The sequence below is a fragment of the Moraxella nasovis genome, assembly GCF_022701215.1.
GTDB classification, from domain to species: Bacteria; Pseudomonadota; Gammaproteobacteria; order Pseudomonadales; family Moraxellaceae; genus Moraxella; species Moraxella nasovis.
Genome location: NZ_CP089976.1, coordinates 1,186,343 through 1,204,802, shown reverse-complemented (window position 1 = coordinate 1,204,802; position 18,460 = coordinate 1,186,343). Strand labels below are relative to the sequence as shown.

The following is an 18,460-nucleotide window of genomic DNA, read 5'->3' as shown; positions in this document are numbered from 1 at the left end:
GGCGTTAAGAGAGTTCGATGCCGCTTCATGATTATAAAACCAGTTAGCAAAGGCGTCGCCCCCCCCCAACAATATCGCTTATTTTAGCAATAATTCTGTAAAAGTAAAGCACTCCATTTCATTATTTTAAAAATAATTTGTCATTTTGTAATTTTCTTTGTCTTTTTCTGCCAATTTTGGCAAAAAAATCAGTCAAATACTAGCATCAAAGCCATCAAACAAGGCGGTCAAAACACACCTGCCATCAATAAACGCATCACACCACCCAAATCCACTCATCGTCTACGCCCCTGCCTAAATACAAAAGGATCGTCATAAAAATCGGCATTGCCATTATCCCAAAAATACGGCACGCCCAGTATCGGTAAGGGGTTCAAATTGCGTGGCGTAACGTCTTTATTCAAAAACATATCTAATTCATCGGCTAATTTTTTATCCAGTATGGCTAATTGCTCATCTATGCCCAAGCCAAAAAATGACGCATGAACTTTAATAATAATCGTATGGCTACACAATGACTTATAGGGGTCAATCAGCTGTTCTAGTAAGGCATGACCAAATATAAAAATTTTGGCTTTTGTGTCAGTCTGATTGTCAACATCATTATCCCAATGTAAGCGATTATTGACAAGGCACGTTTGCCAATCAAAGTTTTGTAGTCCTGTTGCGATTTGATTGCCAATTTCATCGTCCGCCACGACCAATACTGCCCCATTTTCATCAAAAACCGTGATGGTATCTCGCAAACGATTTCTTTTGTTATCCGTATTATTATCAGATAAATTTGCTAAGTGTTTGGCATTTAGCACCGCTTTTGACTTGGGAAATGCTGACCAAATACACGCCCCAAACCAATCATGCAAGTTATCTCTTGTGGGGATAGTTTGGGTGTCGCCGATGAATTTTTCGTAAGATAATCCATGCGGTAAATCATTTTGGTGCGTAAAGCTAAGTAATTTACCATCTATATTTTTTAGCACCAAATGGCGACTATCAAAAAATGTGTTTAACCATGAATACAGACACCCATTAAACTGCCCATTTTCCATATCCTTTTTTAGGGCGTCATGCATATCAAAAAATGGAACAAGCCAAGGGCTTTGGATATCAATCTGGGAAAAACTTGTGCCAAATTCCATCACACGCTTGCTCCCACACTTCTTGCTAAAGCGATACCGTCTTCAATACTCATGTAAGTTTTTTTGCTAGATGCATCTCTAAAAACAACGTCGCCATCTACAAAAATCAGGCACTCATCCACAGCGATTTGTTGCCATTTTTCATTATCAGTCAGCGGTATCGTCACCAAAATCGTCACCTTATCACGCTGTGTGGTTACATCACTAAAATTCACTGACATCTCACCATCAGATAAAACCGCTTCACCAAATGGAGCTTTGCGTGTCAGATAAAATAGTAAGCTTCCAGCATACGCCAGTTGCCACTTGCCATTAGAAATCAAGCAATTAAACAATCCATTAGCCGACAGATAGCGGCACTGGGCGGTTAAAAAGGCAAATAACGCTTCATCTGATGGGCGAGATTTAAAGGTGGATTTTAGGCGATTAAGCAAATAACAAAATGCAAGCTCGCTATCAGTATCACCGACAGGCGTATAATGCTCAGCGTTGCCATTAGCGTGCAGCCTTTGAGATTGGCGAATAAAGCTGTCTGTCATCTGCCCATTGTGGGCAAAAACCCACTGCTCACCCCACACTTCACGCACAAAAGGATGGGTGTTAGCAAGTGAATTAGTGCCATAAGTCGCCTTTCTGATATGGGCGATAACATTAATCGCCTTAATGGGATAGCTGTTAATCAAATCTGCCACAGGCGATAAATGAGACGGCTTATCATCATGAAACAACCGCAAGCCTGTTTTGCCATGCTCATTACGCTCAAAAAACGCAATACCAAACCCATCTGCATGATGGTCTGTATCTCCCCCACGCCGCCTAAATCCTGTAAAGCTAAAACCGATGTCAGTGGGCGTGTTGCAGTTCATACCGAGAAGTTGGCACATTACACACGCCCCCAATGATAGCTTGCAAGTCGTTTCATCAAATCTGGGTTTTTCACCATAATATCATCGCCTGTGCGTCCTTGTTCACGATTATAATAAATCACATTTAAACGAAGAAGCCAAAAGATGCTCGCAGAATAGGCAAGCATAACAGGCAGGGCGGTTTTTTCATCGTGCGTTAAAGGGCGAATGCTTTCATAGCCTTGTAAAAACGCCATCATTTTATTTTCATCAAACGCCACACTCTCGCCTGTGGCAGCATTGCCCCATGTGGTACAAAAATCATTGATGGTGATGGCAATATCCATGACATAAGTTTCCACCGAAACTTCGGTAAAATCAAGTAATCCTGTCAAGCAAGGCTTGCTTTCATCAGATAATTCCCAAAGCGTGTTATCGGTAAACATGTCCAAATGACAAAGCCCTTTAGGCAAGGTTTTTGGCAGATGGCTATATGCTGTCCAGATGTCGTTCATCAAGCGTGCTTCATCGCTTGGCATAAATGCTGTTTCACGCTCTTTGACCCTTGCCCAATCATATAAAGGCACACCATAATCTTCGGCAGGTTGCAGGGTTTGTAAAGTGTCATGTAAAATGGCTAAGGCTTGCCCCATTTGCTCGCACATGGCAAGCGTTGTCGCTTTAGGGTGTATGCCATCAAGTTTTGGTACAACCAAAATCGCCTTATTTTCATATCGCATGACACAATCAGAGCCGACATTCACGCCTTTGGCGGTGCGTTTGGTCAAAGGCGTGGCAATTGGCAAATGTTTGTTGAGAGCATGCATGACTGTTGCCATTTTGATAATATCGGCAGGTACTCGCTCTTCAAACAGCGTAAATACAAAGCTAAATTCATCGCCTTGGTCGTGGTCGGTTTGGATAAACCAGTTGGAATTTTTGATGCCTTGGGTGATGGGAATGGCTTTTTTAAACGGCACGCCAAACAAACCACAAAACGCAAAAAATTCATCTTCAGATAGATGGGTGTAAACAGACATGATTTGTCCTTAAAATTAGATATGGTTATTTTAAAAGGTTTTAGCAGGATTTACCAATATTTCTCATCACAAAATATTAGATAATAAAAACGTGCCATCTTAGCACGTTTTTATTAGGTAGTTATTATCAGCGACATAAGCAGTAAATCAATGCTGTAAAATTTTAGACAAAAAGTCTTTTGCCCTGTCGCTTCTTGCACCAGCAAAAAACTCATCACGACTGCAATTTTCTACCACATGACCCTTATCCATAAAGATAATACGGTTTGCCACTTGGTGTGCAAACCCCATCTCATGGGTTACACACATCATTGTCATGCCGTCTTTGGCAAGCCCCACCATCACGTCTAACACTTCTTGAATCATCTCAGGATCAAGAGCAGATGTCGGCTCGTCAAACAGCATGGCAACAGGGTCCATCGCCAAGGCACGAGCGATGGCGACACGTTGCTGCTGACCGCCTGACAGCTCGGCAGGGTATTTGTTGGCATGAGCAGATAGCCCTACACGGTCAAGATAAGCCAAGCCCTTTTTGGCAGCTTCACTTTCATTTCTGCCAAGCACTTTGATTTGGGCGATGGTCAAATTATCCTTGATGGATAAGTGCGGAAATAATTCAAAGTGTTGAAATACCATACCCACACGGCTTCTAAGCTTGGCTAAATTCGTTGCTTTATCCCCTACAGAGATGCCATCGACATAAATTGCACCTTTTTGGAATGGCTCAAGCCCATTGACCGTCTTTATCAGCGTAGATTTACCCGAGCCTGACGGGCCACAGACCACCACCACATCACCCTTATGAATGTGGGCGGTGCAATCGGTCAGCACTTGGAAGCTACCATACCATTTACTCACATCCTTGATTTGAATCATCATCTCATCAGAGGCATGACCTTCGTTTGATACCAATCCGCCAAATTCATTAATCCAAGTGGTTTCGTTAATTTGTTCTACAATTGCCATAATTTATCCTTACATTTAAACAGTCGCTAAAGGCGATATGCGATTGGCACGCCTTGTCACATTCCCAAAAGTTAAAATCTAAGCTGTTTTTTAAGTGCATTCACACCTTCGCTTGCTGTGATACTCACCACAAAATACACAAACCCTGCCCCCAAAATATACGGCGTCAAATAACCCATCAAGTCGCCACGCACATAGGACGCACGGAAAAAATCAACTAAGCCTATGGCAAATACCAAAGTTGTGTCTTGAAATAAAATAATAGACTGCTGTAACACCAAAGGGAGCATTTTGCGAAACGCTTGGGGCAAGATAACAAGCTGCATGGTCTGTTTATAAGTCATGCCAAGTGCATAAGCTGCTGACACTTGACCACGCCCAATAGACTGAATCCCTGCACGCACAATCTCACTAAAATAAGCCGCTTCAAAAAGCATGAACGCCACAACACACGACGTAAATGCCGTATCTAAGGTAAAGTACTTGCCTGTAATCCAGTTATAGATCATCGGTACAGCAAAATAAAACCACAGCAAAACAAGCAGCAATGGCACTGAGCGAAAGTAATTAACATAAATGGCAGCAGGGATTGACAGCCATTTTTTACCAGACAGTCGCATAAGTGCCAATACCGTGCCAATTGACAAACCGCCAACAATCGCCAAGACAAGCACTTTTAATGTCACCATAAATCCTGAAGTTAAGGCAGGAAGAGCGGCACTTAATTCGGTCATCATCGTCATACAGCACCCCCAATTTGTCCCTTAATACGGATTTTTTTCTCAAGCGTGTTCATGCCAAAAATTAACGCAAGGTTAAACAGTAGATAAATGATTGTCGTAAATGTATAAATTTCAAAGTTATTTTGGGTATATTCACTGATGGTTTTTGTCTGACTGATGAGCTCTGCAACCCCCACAAGCGATGCCACAGACGCATTTTTAAAGCAGTTGGTCAGCTCTGATGACATGGGCGGCAATATGACACGAAAGGCTTGGGGTAATAGCACATAACGGTAATTTTGGGCGGTGGTAAATCCTAAAGCATAACCTGCGTTGGCTTGACCTTTTGGCAAAGACTCAATGCCTGTGCGAACCTGCTCTGTGATGCGTGCCGCTGTAAACAACCCCAAGCCAATACTGGCTGAGATAACCGCTGTCGCATTAAACGATAAGGAGAACCACCAATCTTTTAAAGCGACTGGCATAAGCGTTGGGAATACATAGAACCAAAAGAACAGCTGAACAAGTAGGGGAATATTCCTAAAAATATTAACATACGTTGCACCAATGGTATTTGCCATCTTATTAGGCAAAGTACGCATAACACCAAGCACGCTACCCACCACAAGAGCAATCACCCAAGCAGAAAAACCCACCACCAATAACCAGCCAAAGCCAACCAATAGCCATTGCCAATAAACTTCGGTACCAATGCCTGTGGATTGCCACAGCACTCCCCAATTCCAAGTGTAATTCATCACAAATCCTTTAGTCTGCTTTATCCAAAAAACCACTCAAAAATTGAGTGGTTTTTAATGGTTTTACCGATATAACCACAGTTATTGTTGTGGTTCAGCTTGGTCATGCGGATGAGCAAGCAAGGTTTTTAGGTTGTCTGACATTGGGAAACTTAGGTTAACATTTTTTGGTGGGATTGGTGCGGTAAACCACTTGCCATAAATGTCATTAATCTCACCTGAAGCATACACACCTTTTAGGGTATCATCTACTACCTTTTTAAATTCTGTATCGCCCTTACGCACCATACAGCCATAAATTTCAAAAGACTGTGGTGTGCCAACGATTTCCCATTTTTCAGGATCTTTAGCCTTGGCTTTCTCGCCTGCTAATAACACATCATCCATCATAAAAGCGTCCGCACGTCCACTTTCAAGCATCAAGAAAGATTCGCCATGGTCTTTGGCAGACACAATGTTAATGCCAAGCTTATTTTCGTCATTATACTGCTTGATATAACGCTCTGATGTCGTGCCAGCAGTGGTTACCAGCGTCTTACCTTTTAGGTCGGCAAAATCTTTGATGTCTGAACCTTTAGCGACAAGCAAGCGAGTACCAATTTCAAAGAAACCCACCGAAAAATCCACCTGCCCTTGACGCTCAGTGTTGTTTGTGGTTGAGCCACATTCTAAATCCACCGTGCCGTTTTGGATAAGCGGAATGCGAGTTTGAGAAGTCACTAAGTTATAACGCACTTTTAAGTCAGGCATGCCAAGCTGCTCTTTGAGTGCTTCTACAACTTTAAGCTGTAAGTCGTGTGCATAGCCAACTGGCTGATTTGGGTTGTCAGCGATATAAGAAAACGGGATAGAAGAATCACGGTGAGCCAGCACAATCGTGCCTGATTCTTTGATTTTATCAAGCGTGCCTTGAGTTGATGTCGCCGTGGTAGCTGTGGCATCTGCTGCAGATTCAGCAGGTTTGTCTTGATTGCCACAAGCACTAATCAATGCAATACTACTTGCTAAGATTGCAACTTTAGATAAGTTTTTCATATTAAAATCCTTTTTTAGTTAGGATGGTAAAATTGCGCAAAAATCATTGTAAGTGGCTTTTTTCTAAAATGCAACTGTTTTTTACTGTTAGGTTATACTTATGATAACAATCAACTTTTTGACTGGATTAAATTTACCAAAGTTTAAGGTATAATAGCTTTATTTAACGTTAATTGGAAAATATTATGTTAGCCAAACGCCTAATCCCCTGCCTTGATGTTGAGAATGGTCGTGTCGTCAAAGGTGTCAATTTTGTGGACATCAAAGACGCAGGCGACCCTGTCGCTGTCGCCACTCGCTATAATGACGATGGGGCAGATGAAATTACCTTTTTGGACATCACCGCCACATCAGACGGACGAGATACGACCTACCACATGGTAGAGCAAATCGCCAAAAACATCTTTATTCCACTCACCGTAGGTGGTGGCGTGCGTAAGATTGACGACATTCGCAACCTACTAAATGCAGGGGCGGATAAAGTCGGCATTAACTCTGCTGCCATCACCAATCCTGATTTGGTCAGCGATGCTGCCGCCCGTTTTGGCAGTCAGTGCATTGTGGCGTCTATTGATGCCAAGCAAGTTGGCAATGGTCGTTGGCAGATTTTTACTCACGGTGGTCGCAAGCCCACAGGCATTGATGCCATTGACTGGGCAGTACAGATGACAGAACGTGGGGCAGGCGAGCTTTTGGTAACGAGCATGGACGGAGACGGCACACGGGCAGGTTATGACTTGGCACTCACTTGTGCCATCAGCGAGCGTGTCGCCATTCCTGTCATCGCATCAGGCGGTGTGGGCAATCTACAACATCTATCAGATGGGGTTTTGCTTGGTAAAGCAGATGCGGTATTGGCAGCAAGCATTTTTCATTTTGGCGATTACACCATCAGACAAGCCAAAGAATTTATGGCAAACCAAGGCATTGCGGTGCGACTATAATGTCGCCCCCAAGTGTCAAACCGCTAAAATCATGCTATAATGATTGGTTTATCACTCAATTTGGCGAGCAAGTATCATGAACTATCAAACACAATATGCCGACATCACAAATATTGACGGTGCATTAGACGATAATAAAGACCTACGCATCGGTATCGCTGTGGGTCGTTTTAATGGCTTTTTGGTAGAAAGCCTAGTAGAAGGGGCGTTGGACGCACTCATTCGCCACGGCGTATCAGGCAAGAATATCACAGTGGTGCGTGTGCCGGGGGCGTTTGAGCTACCCCTAACCGCCAAACGTCTGGCAAGCACAGGCAAATTTGATGCCATCGTGGTGCTTGGTGCGATTATCCGTGGGGCGACACCGCATTTTGACATTGTGGCAAGCGAGTCTGCCAAGGGTTTGACACAGGTTGCTCTTCATCACGACATTCCTGTCATCAACGGCATTTTAACCACCGAAAACATTGAGCAGACCATTGAACGTGCTGGCACCAAAGCAGGCAATAAAGGCTATGAAGCTGGCATGACCGCCATTGAGATGGCAAGTGTGTTAAAGGCGATTTAAGCATTTTAAGCATTAAAATTTAACCGAATTAAGCGTTAAAATTTTAAGTAAATAAATTTTGCTTTATAAAACCGTAGGGGTGGAAAATCTTCCGCCCTAAATAAAATATTTCATAAGAAATATTTGTCCGATTGGGTAATTTCCATCATTCCCATTAAAAGATGATTTTAATGCAGTATTATTTTTTAAGGTAAGTTATGACAAACCAAACGCCCCAAGAAGTTGATTTTAATGCCACAGGTTATAAAACCAGCTACACCGCCATTCGCAAGGCTCGCCGTTTTGCGGTGCAGGGTCTGTATGAATGGCTTTTGACCGATTATCGTTTCGCCAAAGAACGTCGTGATCTGTTGGGTGGGAATGAGCCACACACCATTGTTGCTCGCACCAGAGCTGAGAACGCCATGCACACCGTGCATTTGGGATATTATCATGAGCTAATGAGAAATATCCCAGACCAAGCAGACGAGCTGATTATGGCATTATCTGGCTATCTTGACCGTAATTTTGATAAGCTAGACACCATTGAAAAGGCGATTTTGCTGATTGGGGCGTATGAATTAAAACACAGCCTGCACATTCCCTATAAAGTGGTATTAGATGAAGCCATACAGCTAAACACTCACTTTGGGGCAACAGACGCTCATAAATTCATCAATGCCATATTAGACAGATACGCCAAAGCCGTGCGAGAGCTAGAATACACCGCCAATAAAGCGGATAAAAAAGCCAAAAAAGAAAGTGAATAACACAAGGGGGCGAAATCTTTCGCCCTTTTTTAGACTAAAATTAACACCATGTCCGAATTTTCTCTAATCTACACGCATTTTAAAAATGCCACTTGCTCACACCCAAACACGGTTTTGGGTATTGGCGATGATGGGGCATTAAGCCGTGTGCCAGATGACTGTGAACTGGTCAGCTGTCTAGATACATTGGTGGCAGGTCGGCATTTTGTGCAAAAAACTTGCCCCCATGCCGTAGCTTTCAAGTCTGTCGCCGTGAATTTGTCCGACTTGGCGGCGATGGGAGCTACGCCTTATGCTGTTTTGGTGGGCTTGTCGCTACCCAAACAGATGGCAAATGATGAGTTTTGTCGTCAATTTGCCAATGGTTTGGCAGATATTTGCACACCGTTTGGCGTTGAATTGATTGGGGGCGATACCACAAGCTCGCCTGTTTTGACGGTGTCAGTTACGGCGTTAGGCTTTGTGCCGACAGGACAAGCGATAACAAGAGATGGGGCAAAGGTTAGCGATGTGATTTGCGTGAGTGGCGAAATCGGCTCGGCAAGTGTTGCATTACATCAAATTTTGGACACGCCCAATAAAAACAACCATGATAAAGACGGACACGCCACGCCAAACAGCTTGGATAATTTGTCAAACGAGCTAATGACCGCCTTGCAATACCCCATGCCACGCCTACATCTGGGGCAGGCTTTGCGTGGTTTTGCGTCTGCCATGATTGACATCTCAGACGGCTTGGGGCAAGATTTGGGGCATATTTTGACAGCTTCAAAAGTCGGAGCGATTTTGCATTTAGAAAAAATCCCGGCCAATCCACTGCTGCAAAAATTGCCAAATGCTCAAAAATGGCAACATCAACTCAATGGCGGTGATGATTATGAATTGTGCTTTACCATCTCGCCTGATAAACTGGCGTTATTTGAGCAGCATTATCCTGATTTCACGGTTTATCCGATTGGGGAAATAGTGGCGGATAAGGGGTTAATATTAACTTATCAAGGGCAAACGTTAGATTTTAATATAAAGGGTTGGGAGCATTTTTAATTTTTAAAGATTATCGATTGGAGTTAATAGTGGAGCAAAAAAATGATTATCGTGGGGCAGTTTTTAATGACAAAACCATAATAAACAACACAGATAATAGCACCAATAACAGCTATTATTATATCAAGGATAATAGTGAGCCAAAATTCGAAGCAACGTATGATGCCCAGCCTTTATGGAGAAGTCCCTTTACTCTTGCTACTCTAACTTGGCTGAGTGTGCCTTCATCAATATTAGCGATACTATCAATCATTGCCCTGATTTTTGAAAGTATTTATAAAACTGGTATTGGCTACTATATTTTTATTCCAGTGCTAATTTTTATTCCTTTTTTCTTATTTTTGGCGTGGTTGAAAAATATTGCTGAAAAACAAATCCGTTTACCAACTTGGCTGAAAGGTTATGCAATAAATGGATTTGGCAAAGTAATTGCTGTGGAAAAAATTATTGCCAACCCTTGTCCTATATGTGGTGGAGAAATGATTTATCACAATAGATTGGTTGATTATGATGAAATCTATTACAGTAATGGAACATCAAAAAAAATTAACAAGAAATATAGACCATATCTAACTTGCACAAGAAATTTTGAACATGCCTATGAAATAGATAAAGCAGAACAAAGATTACAAAATAATGGGTACTAAGCTATGAACCACAAACCCGACATCACCAAATCAAACCCTTGTCCGCCCTGTCCGCCCACCGCCACCGCCTTTGAAAAATGCGTGTACTGGCTTGGCATTGGACTTGGGTCAGGTCTGCCCAAAAAAGCCCCCGGTACATGGGGAACGGTGGGCGGTCTGCTTGTTGCTTTGCCGATGTTTGCGTTGGGATTTTGGGGGTTTTTGGCGATTACGATTGTCGGCTTTTTGGTCGGTAGTTATATTTGTGGCAAAACGTCTGCTTTAATGAATACCCATGACGACCCACACATCGTCTTTGATGAATGGGTGGGCGTGTGGATTGCCCTTTTGCCGACAGCGTGGCTGGTACAAGATATAATTTATAATCCAACTTTTAGCCCATTTTGGCAATACATTCACCCAAGTGTGATTTTCTTACTCATCATTCCCTTTGTGCTGTTTCGATTTTTTGATATTGTAAAGCCATTTCCAATCAAGTGGGTGGATAACAATGTCTCTGGCGGATTTGGCATATTGATTGATGATGTCTTGGCAGGACTGATGTCGGTGCTTGTCATCATCTTGGGGTGGGCTTTTGTTTATGTGTCGTTTTATGTTTTGACATGAATATTAGCCACGATTATTGAGCCAATTAGCCACACCGTCAAGGCGTAGCAAGTCTTAATTGCCAACCTGCCACACACAAATACAACACCGTCAACACAAAAAGCCCCTGCTGAAATATCAACAGCTGATGATGAGCCACACCAACATACAAAACCATGCACCACAGCACCATCATAAATAAAATCAGCACTCTAAGCCACAAAGTTTTATCAGGGTGTTTGGTCATTTGGGTGGTGGAGCATAAATCATTATCCACCCCATCATCTGCCCCATAGCTCATTTGGTATAGTGTCTGTGCTGATAGGGGTAGCCGATGATGGGCATTTTCAAGCCATGCACCCACGCCATACACAATAAAGCACACCGCCCACACAGGCACAAATACAAAAAACAAATGCACACCACCCATCACCAACCCTAATGCCAAAATCACACCCATCGCCCATGAGACGACCGCCGTTTTGTTACCTGTCGTCTGCCAAAACGGACGTATGCCCAAATGGGGCAAGATAAAATGCTCACAGGCAATCATCGCCCCCACAGGTGCCATGATGATGTTAAAATACGCCATCAAATCTAGCCATTTCAGAAAAATCAAAGGAAAAGTCGCCACCACCGTGATGACCACCCCCACCCAAATGACTGCACGGCGAAAACCAAAATCGCCAAATACCCCATCAAAAGCAAGACCTGCTCGGTACAGACTGGGTACAGCGGTCGTCAAAGACGCAAACACAACCGCCAGCACGCCTGCCACGCCAAGCATTGGTACAACCACCCCACCAATGTCTAGTTTTCCAACCTGACTGCCGACCAACATGGCACTCACCACCCCAAGCATACCTGCACCAATCCATGCCACAAAATGCCCACCAAAAGTCGCAAATACCGAATAATAGCCATATTGCCACTTTTTGGCAAATCTAAGCGTACTCATGTCGCCCATGCCCAAATGCAAGGGCAAATTTAGCCCCCAAGCAAAGACGGCGATGTGCCAAATGCCAAACGGCTCTTTGTCATGACCGCCATAAGCCACCTGCCCTGTCCAGATGTAATGGCTAAAAATATCAATAAATCGTATGCCTTGTGCTTGTCCAGCCTGCCACAAAAACGGCACACTTGCCACAATACACACCAAAAACACCGTCAAAAGATAAGGCGACACATATTTGGCAAAGCGAGTCAAACCCAAAAATCCTTTTAGAGTAAGCCATACCGCCATCACCCCAAACACCGCTACCCACACCACAAAGCCCACACTGGTCGGATACCACAAGACCTGCCTTGTGGTATCAAATAAGCCCTGCACTGCCTGAGCGGCAATGGTCAGCATACCACCTGCAATCACCGCAAAAATCAGCCCACTTAGTAGATTAAATGTGCGGACAAAACCATCGCCCATCATGCGTGCCAAATATTCATAAAGCGTAAGCCTAGCCTTAACCGCCACAGGGGCACATACCCACGCCCAACTTAGCACCGCCAAGGCATTGCCAATCAGCAGTCCGCCCAATACCGCAGATGGTGAAGCACCCCACGTTGCAAACGCTGCCCCCACGACAAACTCCCCACCTGCCACGTGTTCAGCACCATAACTGGCGGCAAAATGACCACCGCCCATCAGCTTGTCATTCGGCACTCGGCTGTGGGCGTACTCTGGGGTGTTTGGGGTATTGGGGGTATTTGGCATGGTGATAGATAAAAAAGCGTCAATTAACGTGTTGCTTCCAATTAACGTGTTGATTTAAAGCATGAATTGAAAGCATGAATTGAAAACATGACTATTGTAGCACAGCAATCGCCCTATGCTTGATGATTATCATCATCTTAGTGATTGGATAAATTCATCAATTTGTTGTTGGCTATTTAGATGACCACTTTATCGTGATAACGCTTTTGGATTTGATTGGTCAAAATCACCCATCGGGTCTGGGGGTAGGCATTAAACCCATCATTCATCAACAATACCAACAAATAATTTAAAAAATCGAAACAAAAATCTACCAAATCCGCTATGATATGGTAGATTATTTTATGAATGACTCAATCATGATTACTCGTTTTTTATCCATCGCCGCCTTAGTATTTGGTTTGTCAGTTGGTACAGCTTATGCCCAACATAACATCACACTCATCAAACAATACGCCAGTGATAATACCGCTTTCACCCAAGGCTTAGAACGCCTAGACGATGACCGCCTACTCTTGGCGACAGGGCGGTATGGCAAATCTAGCATTGGCGTATTTAACCTGCGTACTGGCAAATACACCATCAAAGCACATCTGCCCAAGCAGTATTTTGGCGAAGGGGCGAGCGTTACGCCGTATGGCATTTGGCAACTGACGTGGAAAGAGCATACCGCTTTTTTAAGAGATGCTCAGGATTTTCACATCATCGCCAAGGCACACTATGACAGCGAAGGTTGGGGTTTGGCATATTACAAAGACCAAGACATCCTTTATATGTCTGATGGCACAGATGTCATACAATTAAGAGATGCCAAAACGTTTAAGCTCATCGGCAATCTGCCCATTCGTTATCAAAACAAGGCTGTTCATCTCATCAATGAGCTAGAATTTGCCAACGGCTTTATTTATGCCAATGTTTGGCAAAGCAATTTCATCATCAAAATTGACCCTGCCACAGGCGATGTGGTGAAGCTTTATGATGCCACACAGCTACTAAATACCACATTCACCAAAGCACAACGCCAACACATGGACGTATTAAACGGCATTGCCCACATCAAGGACAACCGCTTTTATATCACAGGCAAACTTTATCCTAATATTTTTGAAGTGGTGCTTGATTAAAAATAAGACGGTCTAAAAAGTATGCTATAACAAAACCAAAAGACAATTTGAATAAAATTGGTATCTGGCAATTATAAAGACACAAATTAGAAGTCCTTTACCCAAGTTGCCTGTGTAATAATAAATTCAGTAAAAGCGGCATGAAAATCTATGGCACACACTGCTTATCATGAAGTGGTCGCTCCTGCCAATTAGGTAGCCAATGCACGGCATCTAAATGCAAAACAGACAGCCCATAGACCTTTGCCAAATATTTTGCCAAGGTAGACTTACCAGACCCACTAAACCCAATGATGGCAATTTTCATCACACCAATCCTTCATAAAATCAATTTAATCTCATCGGTATTATATGTTAAAATAAAACAACATCAAACAATTAAAAATCTTAGGAAAAAGTATGTCATTAAACGTCATCATCATGGCAGCTGGCAAAGGCACACGCATGAAATCAACCAAACCCAAAGTCTTACAACCTTTGGCAGGTAAGCCATTGTTGGCACACGTTTTGATGACCGCCCAAAAAATCAACAGCCAAAAAAACATCGTCATCTATGGCTTTGAAGGTCAAAAAGTCAAAGATGCCTTCGCCGATGAGCCGATTGAATGGGTAGAACAAACCGAGCAACTTGGCACAGGTCATGCAGTACAGATGGCATTGCCCCACCTACCAAAAGACGGTAAAAGCCTAATACTATCAGGCGATGTGCCTTTGATTGGGGCGGACACACTCCAAAAACTGGTAGATAGCAACGCCCCATTTGCCATGCTCACCATGCAGATGACCAATCCATTTGGACTTGGACGCATTATCCGTAAAGACGGCAAAATCATCGCCATCGTTGAAGAAAAAGACGCAACCGACGCACAAAAACAGCTCACAGAAATCAACAGCGGTATATACTGCGTTGCCAATGAAATTTTGCACAAATACCTAAACAATCTCACCAATAACAACGCCCAAGGCGAATATTATTTGACCGACATTGTGAAGATGGCGGTTGATGATGGCATTGATATTGCCACCGTCTCGCCTGCTTTTGCCTTTGAGATTGAAGGGGTGAACGACCGCATTCAACTTGCCAATCTAGAACGCACTTGGCAACGTCATCAAGCCGAAATTCTGATGAAAAATGGCGTACACATCATAGACCCAAGCCGTTTTGAGTTGCGGGGGGATTTAAAAGTCGGACGAGACGTACAGATTGACATCAACGTGATTTTTGAAGGCGACTGCAAGATTGGCGACAACGTCATCATCGGAGCAGGCTGTATCATCAAAAACAGCGAAATTGCCAGCAATACCATCATTTTGCCATACAGCTTATTTGATCATGCTTCGGTGGGCGAACACAACCAAATTGGACCTTTTGCTCGCTTGCGACCACAGGCAATCACAGCAGATGGCGTGCATATCGGCAATTTTGTTGAACTCAAAAACACGCAAATGGCACAAGGAGCCAAAGCCAATCATTTGGCGTATTTGGGCGATGCGACCATCGGTCAAAAAACCAACATCGGTGCAGGCACGATTACCGCCAATTATGATGGCGTGAATAAATACAAAACTGTGATTGGCGATGAAGTGCGTGTCGGCTCAAATGCGGTGCTCATCGCCCCTGTTGTCATTGGCGATAGAGTAACGGTGGGTGGCGGTAGTGTAATTACCAAAGACTGCCAAGATGACACGCTCGTCATTGCTCGTGGGCGACAAGTGGCGATTGATGATTGGGTGCGACCCAAAAAAAATACCGACTGACATCAAGCCTTATCTTTGATGATGGGTTGATATTGGCATATTAAATGACGGCAAATCACTCAACACTCATCAACACAAATCAACATAACCTTAATAACTAGCCAACGAGTAACTCATGACCACACCACTACATATCCATGTGATAGACCACCCTTTGGTTCGCCACAAATTATCAATCATGCGTCAAGCAGACTGCAACACTTATGAATTTCGCACACTCACCAAAGAGCTAGGCAGGCTGATGGCATACGAAGCAAGCCGTGATTTTGAGACAGAAACCTTCACCATGCAAGGTTGGTGCGGTGAAATAAAAGGCGAACAAATCAAAGGTAAAACCGTAACCTTAGTGCCAATTTTGCGAGCAGGCATCGGTATGCTAGATGGCGTGCTAGATTTATTGCCCACCGCCAAGATTTCGGTGGTAGGTTTACAGCGTGATGAAGAAACCTTAGAGCCTGTGCCGTTTTTTGAAAAATTTGTCAGCGACATTGACCAACGCCCTGCACTCATCTTAGACCCCATGTTGGCGACAGGCGGTAGTATGGTTGCCACCATTGATATGCTCAAAAAACACGGTTGCAAAAACATCAAAGCCCTAGCATTAGTCGCCGCCCCAGAAGGCGTGCGTCTTGTTAATGACGCACACCCAGATGTGAAAATCTACACCGCCGCCCTAGACAGCCATCTCAATGAACATGGCTATATCATTCCGGGGCTTGGCGATGCAGGCGATAAAATTTTTGGTACAAAAGCACACAATACTTAAAACTTCCACTAAAAAAGCCTTGCTCGAACAAGGCTTTTTTATATCAGGATAATTTAGCTGTTATAGCTTGCCACTTCAGCACGCAGTCTGGCAAGATAAGCGTCATCAATCAGATGCATCTCTTCATTGCATAGATCAGCATTGACATCATCGGCTATCATTTTAGCGATGCCGACCATGCTGTCATAACCACGAAGTGCATAAGGGTGTGGCAAAGATAAGAATAACGCCAATCCTGTAAAGTGATCATCTGCCAATGTATTTAAATCAAACGCAAGCACGCCATCATAAGTAATACCCATCGCACTAAACCATAGATCGCCTGTACCATCTGTATTACTGTATCGATGAAACATATTCATCACACCATATTTTAGCCCATAAGTGTGAGCAAGTTCTAGCATTCTTCGACCAGAAATGCCGACACCGCCATCACGGGGGCTAATGATGATAGTGATTGTGCTTTGTGCATTCATTAAAGGATCATTATTTTGCTCAAAAGCACTCTGCTTACTAAGATGTCTGGCTAAGATTGGCGAATCTTGTTCAAACTCTTCTACAGTCTCTACATGCATCACAGATTCTTGTGGGTGGTCTGATACAGGCTGAAATGATGCCACTGCCGCCATATTTGATAACGCATCATCTGATTTCACTTCCACCAGCTCTCTGACTTTATGACGCTCACTGCGTGGTGTAATTGGCACACCGTTCTTATATGGGATGGCATCTTGACTAATGGCTGCTTTATTTTTTGGCATAAATTGCTTTACCAGCACAAAAATACCTAATAATAAAATTAGTACACCAAAGATCCAAAATGAATTTGATTGCATGATTGCTCCGTTTTCTTTGTATTATCCACGATATAGCCCAAGTGTCTTATTCGGCTTTTATCGCACTCACCCGCGTTTATGCAAATAAACCCACCCATCTCATCTTGAGCAAAGCTTGGCATAGTTTACCACGACAACCTGCTTTTCGTCATCTATCTTAAGTAATAAATACAAACATCATTAAGCTGACCTGCTTAATAATATCCATTAACTACCAAAACACAGTCTAAGTGGTTCAATTATCTCAAAAATTATGTATAAAGCTTAAGCCATTACAAAAGTTAAAATGCAAGAAAAACCAAATCAATTAACTGATAAGTCAAGGCATAAATATCGATAATTTAAATATTAGCTTTATTAAAGTTGCCAAAAGCAAAGTTTTATTATCCCTTAAAAAAAGCACCAAGTTAAAAAAAGATATCCTACTGGTTAAAAGATTAAAGCAACTACCACCCATAAAGCAGATATGGACTAGGTATATGGATATAGACGATTAGCTTAAGCCCCAAACAGGCTAGATTTACGCTGTATTATTCGAGCAAGTACAACCTTAAGGTGTCAAATAAAGCTAAATTGTCCTTAATTTGAATAAACTTAAATAATGCACTAAAATTATCGACTCATAAATGGCTTAATAGATGGCTCATTTATCATCATATCAATCAGCTTTTATGTCATTGGCAAACTGCTTTAACGATGTCATCGGTCATCGGTGTCTTACCCCAGCTGGGTGCTTGATTAAAATCTGATTGTAATTTGTTTTGACAATCCACCAAAATGGGTGTGTGATATGCCGCCATGCGTCTTTCAAAAAAATACAAATTCGCCGCTTTGATGTGATCGGTCTGCTTCTGTGATGTCTCAACCGCCACAAATCTTAAAATCGGTGCATAAGCATAAGACCAAGGCTTATAAAACGCAGTCTCTGCGTGCGTGGCTACCACCGCCACGCCATCTGGCAGACGGCTTTTGGTATGCTCAAACCAATCGTATTCACTATAAATCTGAAACCCAAGCATACCTACCCCAGCTGCTGCAGGCACTATCCAGCGTGGTAATTTTTTAAATAATAAACGTAAAGATAACGCAATCCCTGCCGCCATAAAGCCTGATACAATGGTCGCAATCAATTCCCAAAACACAATTTCAATCCTTTTTTAAATTTATTTATCAAATCTCATCTAATCATTAAGCTAAATATAGCATACAGCAACATTATAGCA

Annotated in this window: 20 protein-coding genes; 9 read left to right on the top strand and 11 right to left on the bottom strand. The window is 43.0% G+C overall.

Annotated elements, in window-relative coordinates; translation table 11 throughout:
- Window positions 1–275 precede the first annotated feature (275 nt).
- The 7 genes from LU293_RS05910 to LU293_RS05880 form a co-directional block, all read right to left on the bottom strand.
- Window positions 276–1,139: a DUF3025 domain-containing protein gene (locus tag LU293_RS05910; RefSeq protein ID WP_242746301.1), complete on the bottom strand. Its 864-nt coding sequence runs from the start codon at window positions 1,137–1,139 to the stop codon at window positions 276–278.
- On the bottom strand, window positions 1,139–2,023 hold the full coding sequence (locus LU293_RS05905; protein WP_242746299.1) for a class II glutamine amidotransferase: 885 nt from the start codon (window positions 2,021–2,023) through the stop codon (window positions 1,139–1,141). The genes LU293_RS05910 and LU293_RS05905 overlap by 1 nt, the downstream gene beginning before the upstream one ends.
- Window positions 2,023–3,024 (bottom strand): homoserine kinase, encoded by a 1,002-nt coding sequence (locus LU293_RS05900; protein ID WP_242746297.1) that lies wholly within the window; start codon window positions 3,022–3,024, stop codon window positions 2,023–2,025. Before LU293_RS05900 ends, LU293_RS05905 begins: the two co-directional genes overlap by 1 nt.
- A gap of 147 nt (window positions 3,025–3,171) precedes the next feature.
- Window positions 3,172–3,900, bottom strand: coding sequence for an amino acid ABC transporter ATP-binding protein (locus LU293_RS05895; protein WP_242749690.1), 729 nt, complete (start codon window positions 3,898–3,900; stop codon window positions 3,172–3,174).
- 161 nt (window positions 3,901–4,061) lie between these two features.
- Window positions 4,062–4,733, bottom strand: a complete 672-nt coding sequence (locus LU293_RS05890) for an ABC transporter permease subunit (protein ID WP_242746295.1) — start codon at window positions 4,731–4,733, stop codon at window positions 4,062–4,064.
- Window positions 4,730–5,470, bottom strand: coding sequence for an amino acid ABC transporter permease (locus LU293_RS05885; protein ID WP_242746293.1), 741 nt, complete (start codon window positions 5,468–5,470; stop codon window positions 4,730–4,732). Before LU293_RS05885 ends, LU293_RS05890 begins: the two co-directional genes overlap by 4 nt.
- An 81-nt stretch (window positions 5,471–5,551) precedes the next feature.
- Window positions 5,552–6,505, bottom strand: a complete 954-nt coding sequence (locus tag LU293_RS05880) for a glutamate/aspartate ABC transporter substrate-binding protein (protein WP_242746291.1) — start codon at window positions 6,503–6,505, stop codon at window positions 5,552–5,554.
- Window positions 6,506–6,690: 185 nt separating this feature from the next.
- On the opposite strand from LU293_RS05880, the gene hisF reads away from it, so the two are divergent.
- The 6 genes from hisF (at window position 6,691) to LU293_RS05850 (ending at window position 11,063) form a co-directional block, all read left to right on the top strand.
- The gene (gene hisF / locus LU293_RS05875; protein ID WP_242746289.1) at window positions 6,691–7,449 is read left to right on the top strand and encodes an imidazole glycerol phosphate synthase subunit HisF; all 759 of its coding nucleotides are present in this window, start codon (window positions 6,691–6,693) and stop codon (window positions 7,447–7,449) included.
- A 76-nt stretch (window positions 7,450–7,525) separates the two neighbouring features.
- Window positions 7,526–8,017, top strand: a complete 492-nt coding sequence (ribH, locus tag LU293_RS05870; protein ID WP_242746286.1) for a 6,7-dimethyl-8-ribityllumazine synthase — start codon at window positions 7,526–7,528, stop codon at window positions 8,015–8,017.
- Window positions 8,018–8,214: 197 nt separating this feature from the next.
- On the top strand, window positions 8,215–8,766 hold the full coding sequence (nusB, locus tag LU293_RS05865; RefSeq protein WP_242746284.1) for a transcription antitermination factor NusB: 552 nt from the start codon (window positions 8,215–8,217) through the stop codon (window positions 8,764–8,766).
- 48 nt (window positions 8,767–8,814) lie between these two features.
- Complete coding sequence (gene thiL, locus LU293_RS05860; RefSeq protein WP_242746282.1) at window positions 8,815–9,810, top strand: thiamine-phosphate kinase; 996 nt, start codon at window positions 8,815–8,817, stop codon at window positions 9,808–9,810.
- A gap of 29 nt (window positions 9,811–9,839) precedes the next feature.
- Window positions 9,840–10,457, top strand: a complete 618-nt coding sequence (locus tag LU293_RS05855; protein ID WP_242746280.1) for a hypothetical protein — start codon at window positions 9,840–9,842, stop codon at window positions 10,455–10,457.
- A gap of 3 nt (window positions 10,458–10,460) precedes the next feature.
- Complete coding sequence (locus LU293_RS05850) at window positions 10,461–11,063, top strand: phosphatidylglycerophosphatase A family protein (RefSeq protein WP_242746277.1); 603 nt, start codon at window positions 10,461–10,463, stop codon at window positions 11,061–11,063.
- 37 nt (window positions 11,064–11,100) lie between these two features.
- Here the strand turns inward: LU293_RS05850 and LU293_RS05845 are convergent, their stop codons facing one another.
- Window positions 11,101–12,753, bottom strand: a complete 1,653-nt coding sequence (locus tag LU293_RS05845; RefSeq protein WP_242746274.1) for a purine-cytosine permease family protein — start codon at window positions 12,751–12,753, stop codon at window positions 11,101–11,103.
- Between the two features lie 344 nt (window positions 12,754–13,097).
- On the opposite strand from LU293_RS05845, the gene LU293_RS05840 reads away from it, so the two are divergent.
- Entirely contained in the window at window positions 13,098–13,877 is a 780-nt protein-coding gene (locus LU293_RS05840; protein ID WP_242746272.1) for a glutaminyl-peptide cyclotransferase, read from the top strand.
- A 148-nt stretch (window positions 13,878–14,025) separates the two neighbouring features.
- Here LU293_RS05840 and LU293_RS05835 read toward each other — a convergent pair whose 3' ends face one another.
- The gene (locus LU293_RS05835) at window positions 14,026–14,184 is read right to left on the bottom strand and encodes a P-loop NTPase family protein (RefSeq protein WP_242746269.1); all 159 of its coding nucleotides are present in this window, start codon (window positions 14,182–14,184) and stop codon (window positions 14,026–14,028) included.
- Window positions 14,185–14,276: 92 nt separating this feature from the next.
- Here LU293_RS05835 and glmU point away from each other — a divergent pair, with 92 nt between their 5' ends.
- Together glmU and upp are read left to right on the top strand one after the other, a co-directional pair.
- Complete coding sequence (gene glmU, locus LU293_RS05830) at window positions 14,277–15,635, top strand: bifunctional UDP-N-acetylglucosamine diphosphorylase/glucosamine-1-phosphate N-acetyltransferase GlmU (RefSeq protein WP_242746266.1); 1,359 nt, start codon at window positions 14,277–14,279, stop codon at window positions 15,633–15,635.
- Window positions 15,636–15,750: 115 nt separating this feature from the next.
- On the top strand, window positions 15,751–16,401 hold the full coding sequence (upp, locus tag LU293_RS05825) for a uracil phosphoribosyltransferase (RefSeq protein ID WP_242746263.1): 651 nt from the start codon (window positions 15,751–15,753) through the stop codon (window positions 16,399–16,401).
- A gap of 53 nt (window positions 16,402–16,454) precedes the next feature.
- Here upp and LU293_RS05820 read toward each other — a convergent pair whose 3' ends face one another.
- Both LU293_RS05820 and LU293_RS05815 read right to left on the bottom strand, forming a co-directional pair.
- The gene (locus LU293_RS05820) at window positions 16,455–17,237 is read right to left on the bottom strand and encodes a cell division protein ZipA C-terminal FtsZ-binding domain-containing protein (RefSeq protein WP_242746259.1); all 783 of its coding nucleotides are present in this window, start codon (window positions 17,235–17,237) and stop codon (window positions 16,455–16,457) included.
- 674 nt (window positions 17,238–17,911) lie between these two features.
- The gene (locus tag LU293_RS05815; RefSeq protein WP_242746256.1) at window positions 17,912–18,379 is read right to left on the bottom strand and encodes a hypothetical protein; all 468 of its coding nucleotides are present in this window, start codon (window positions 18,377–18,379) and stop codon (window positions 17,912–17,914) included.
- Window positions 18,380–18,460: the final 81 nt, after the last annotated feature.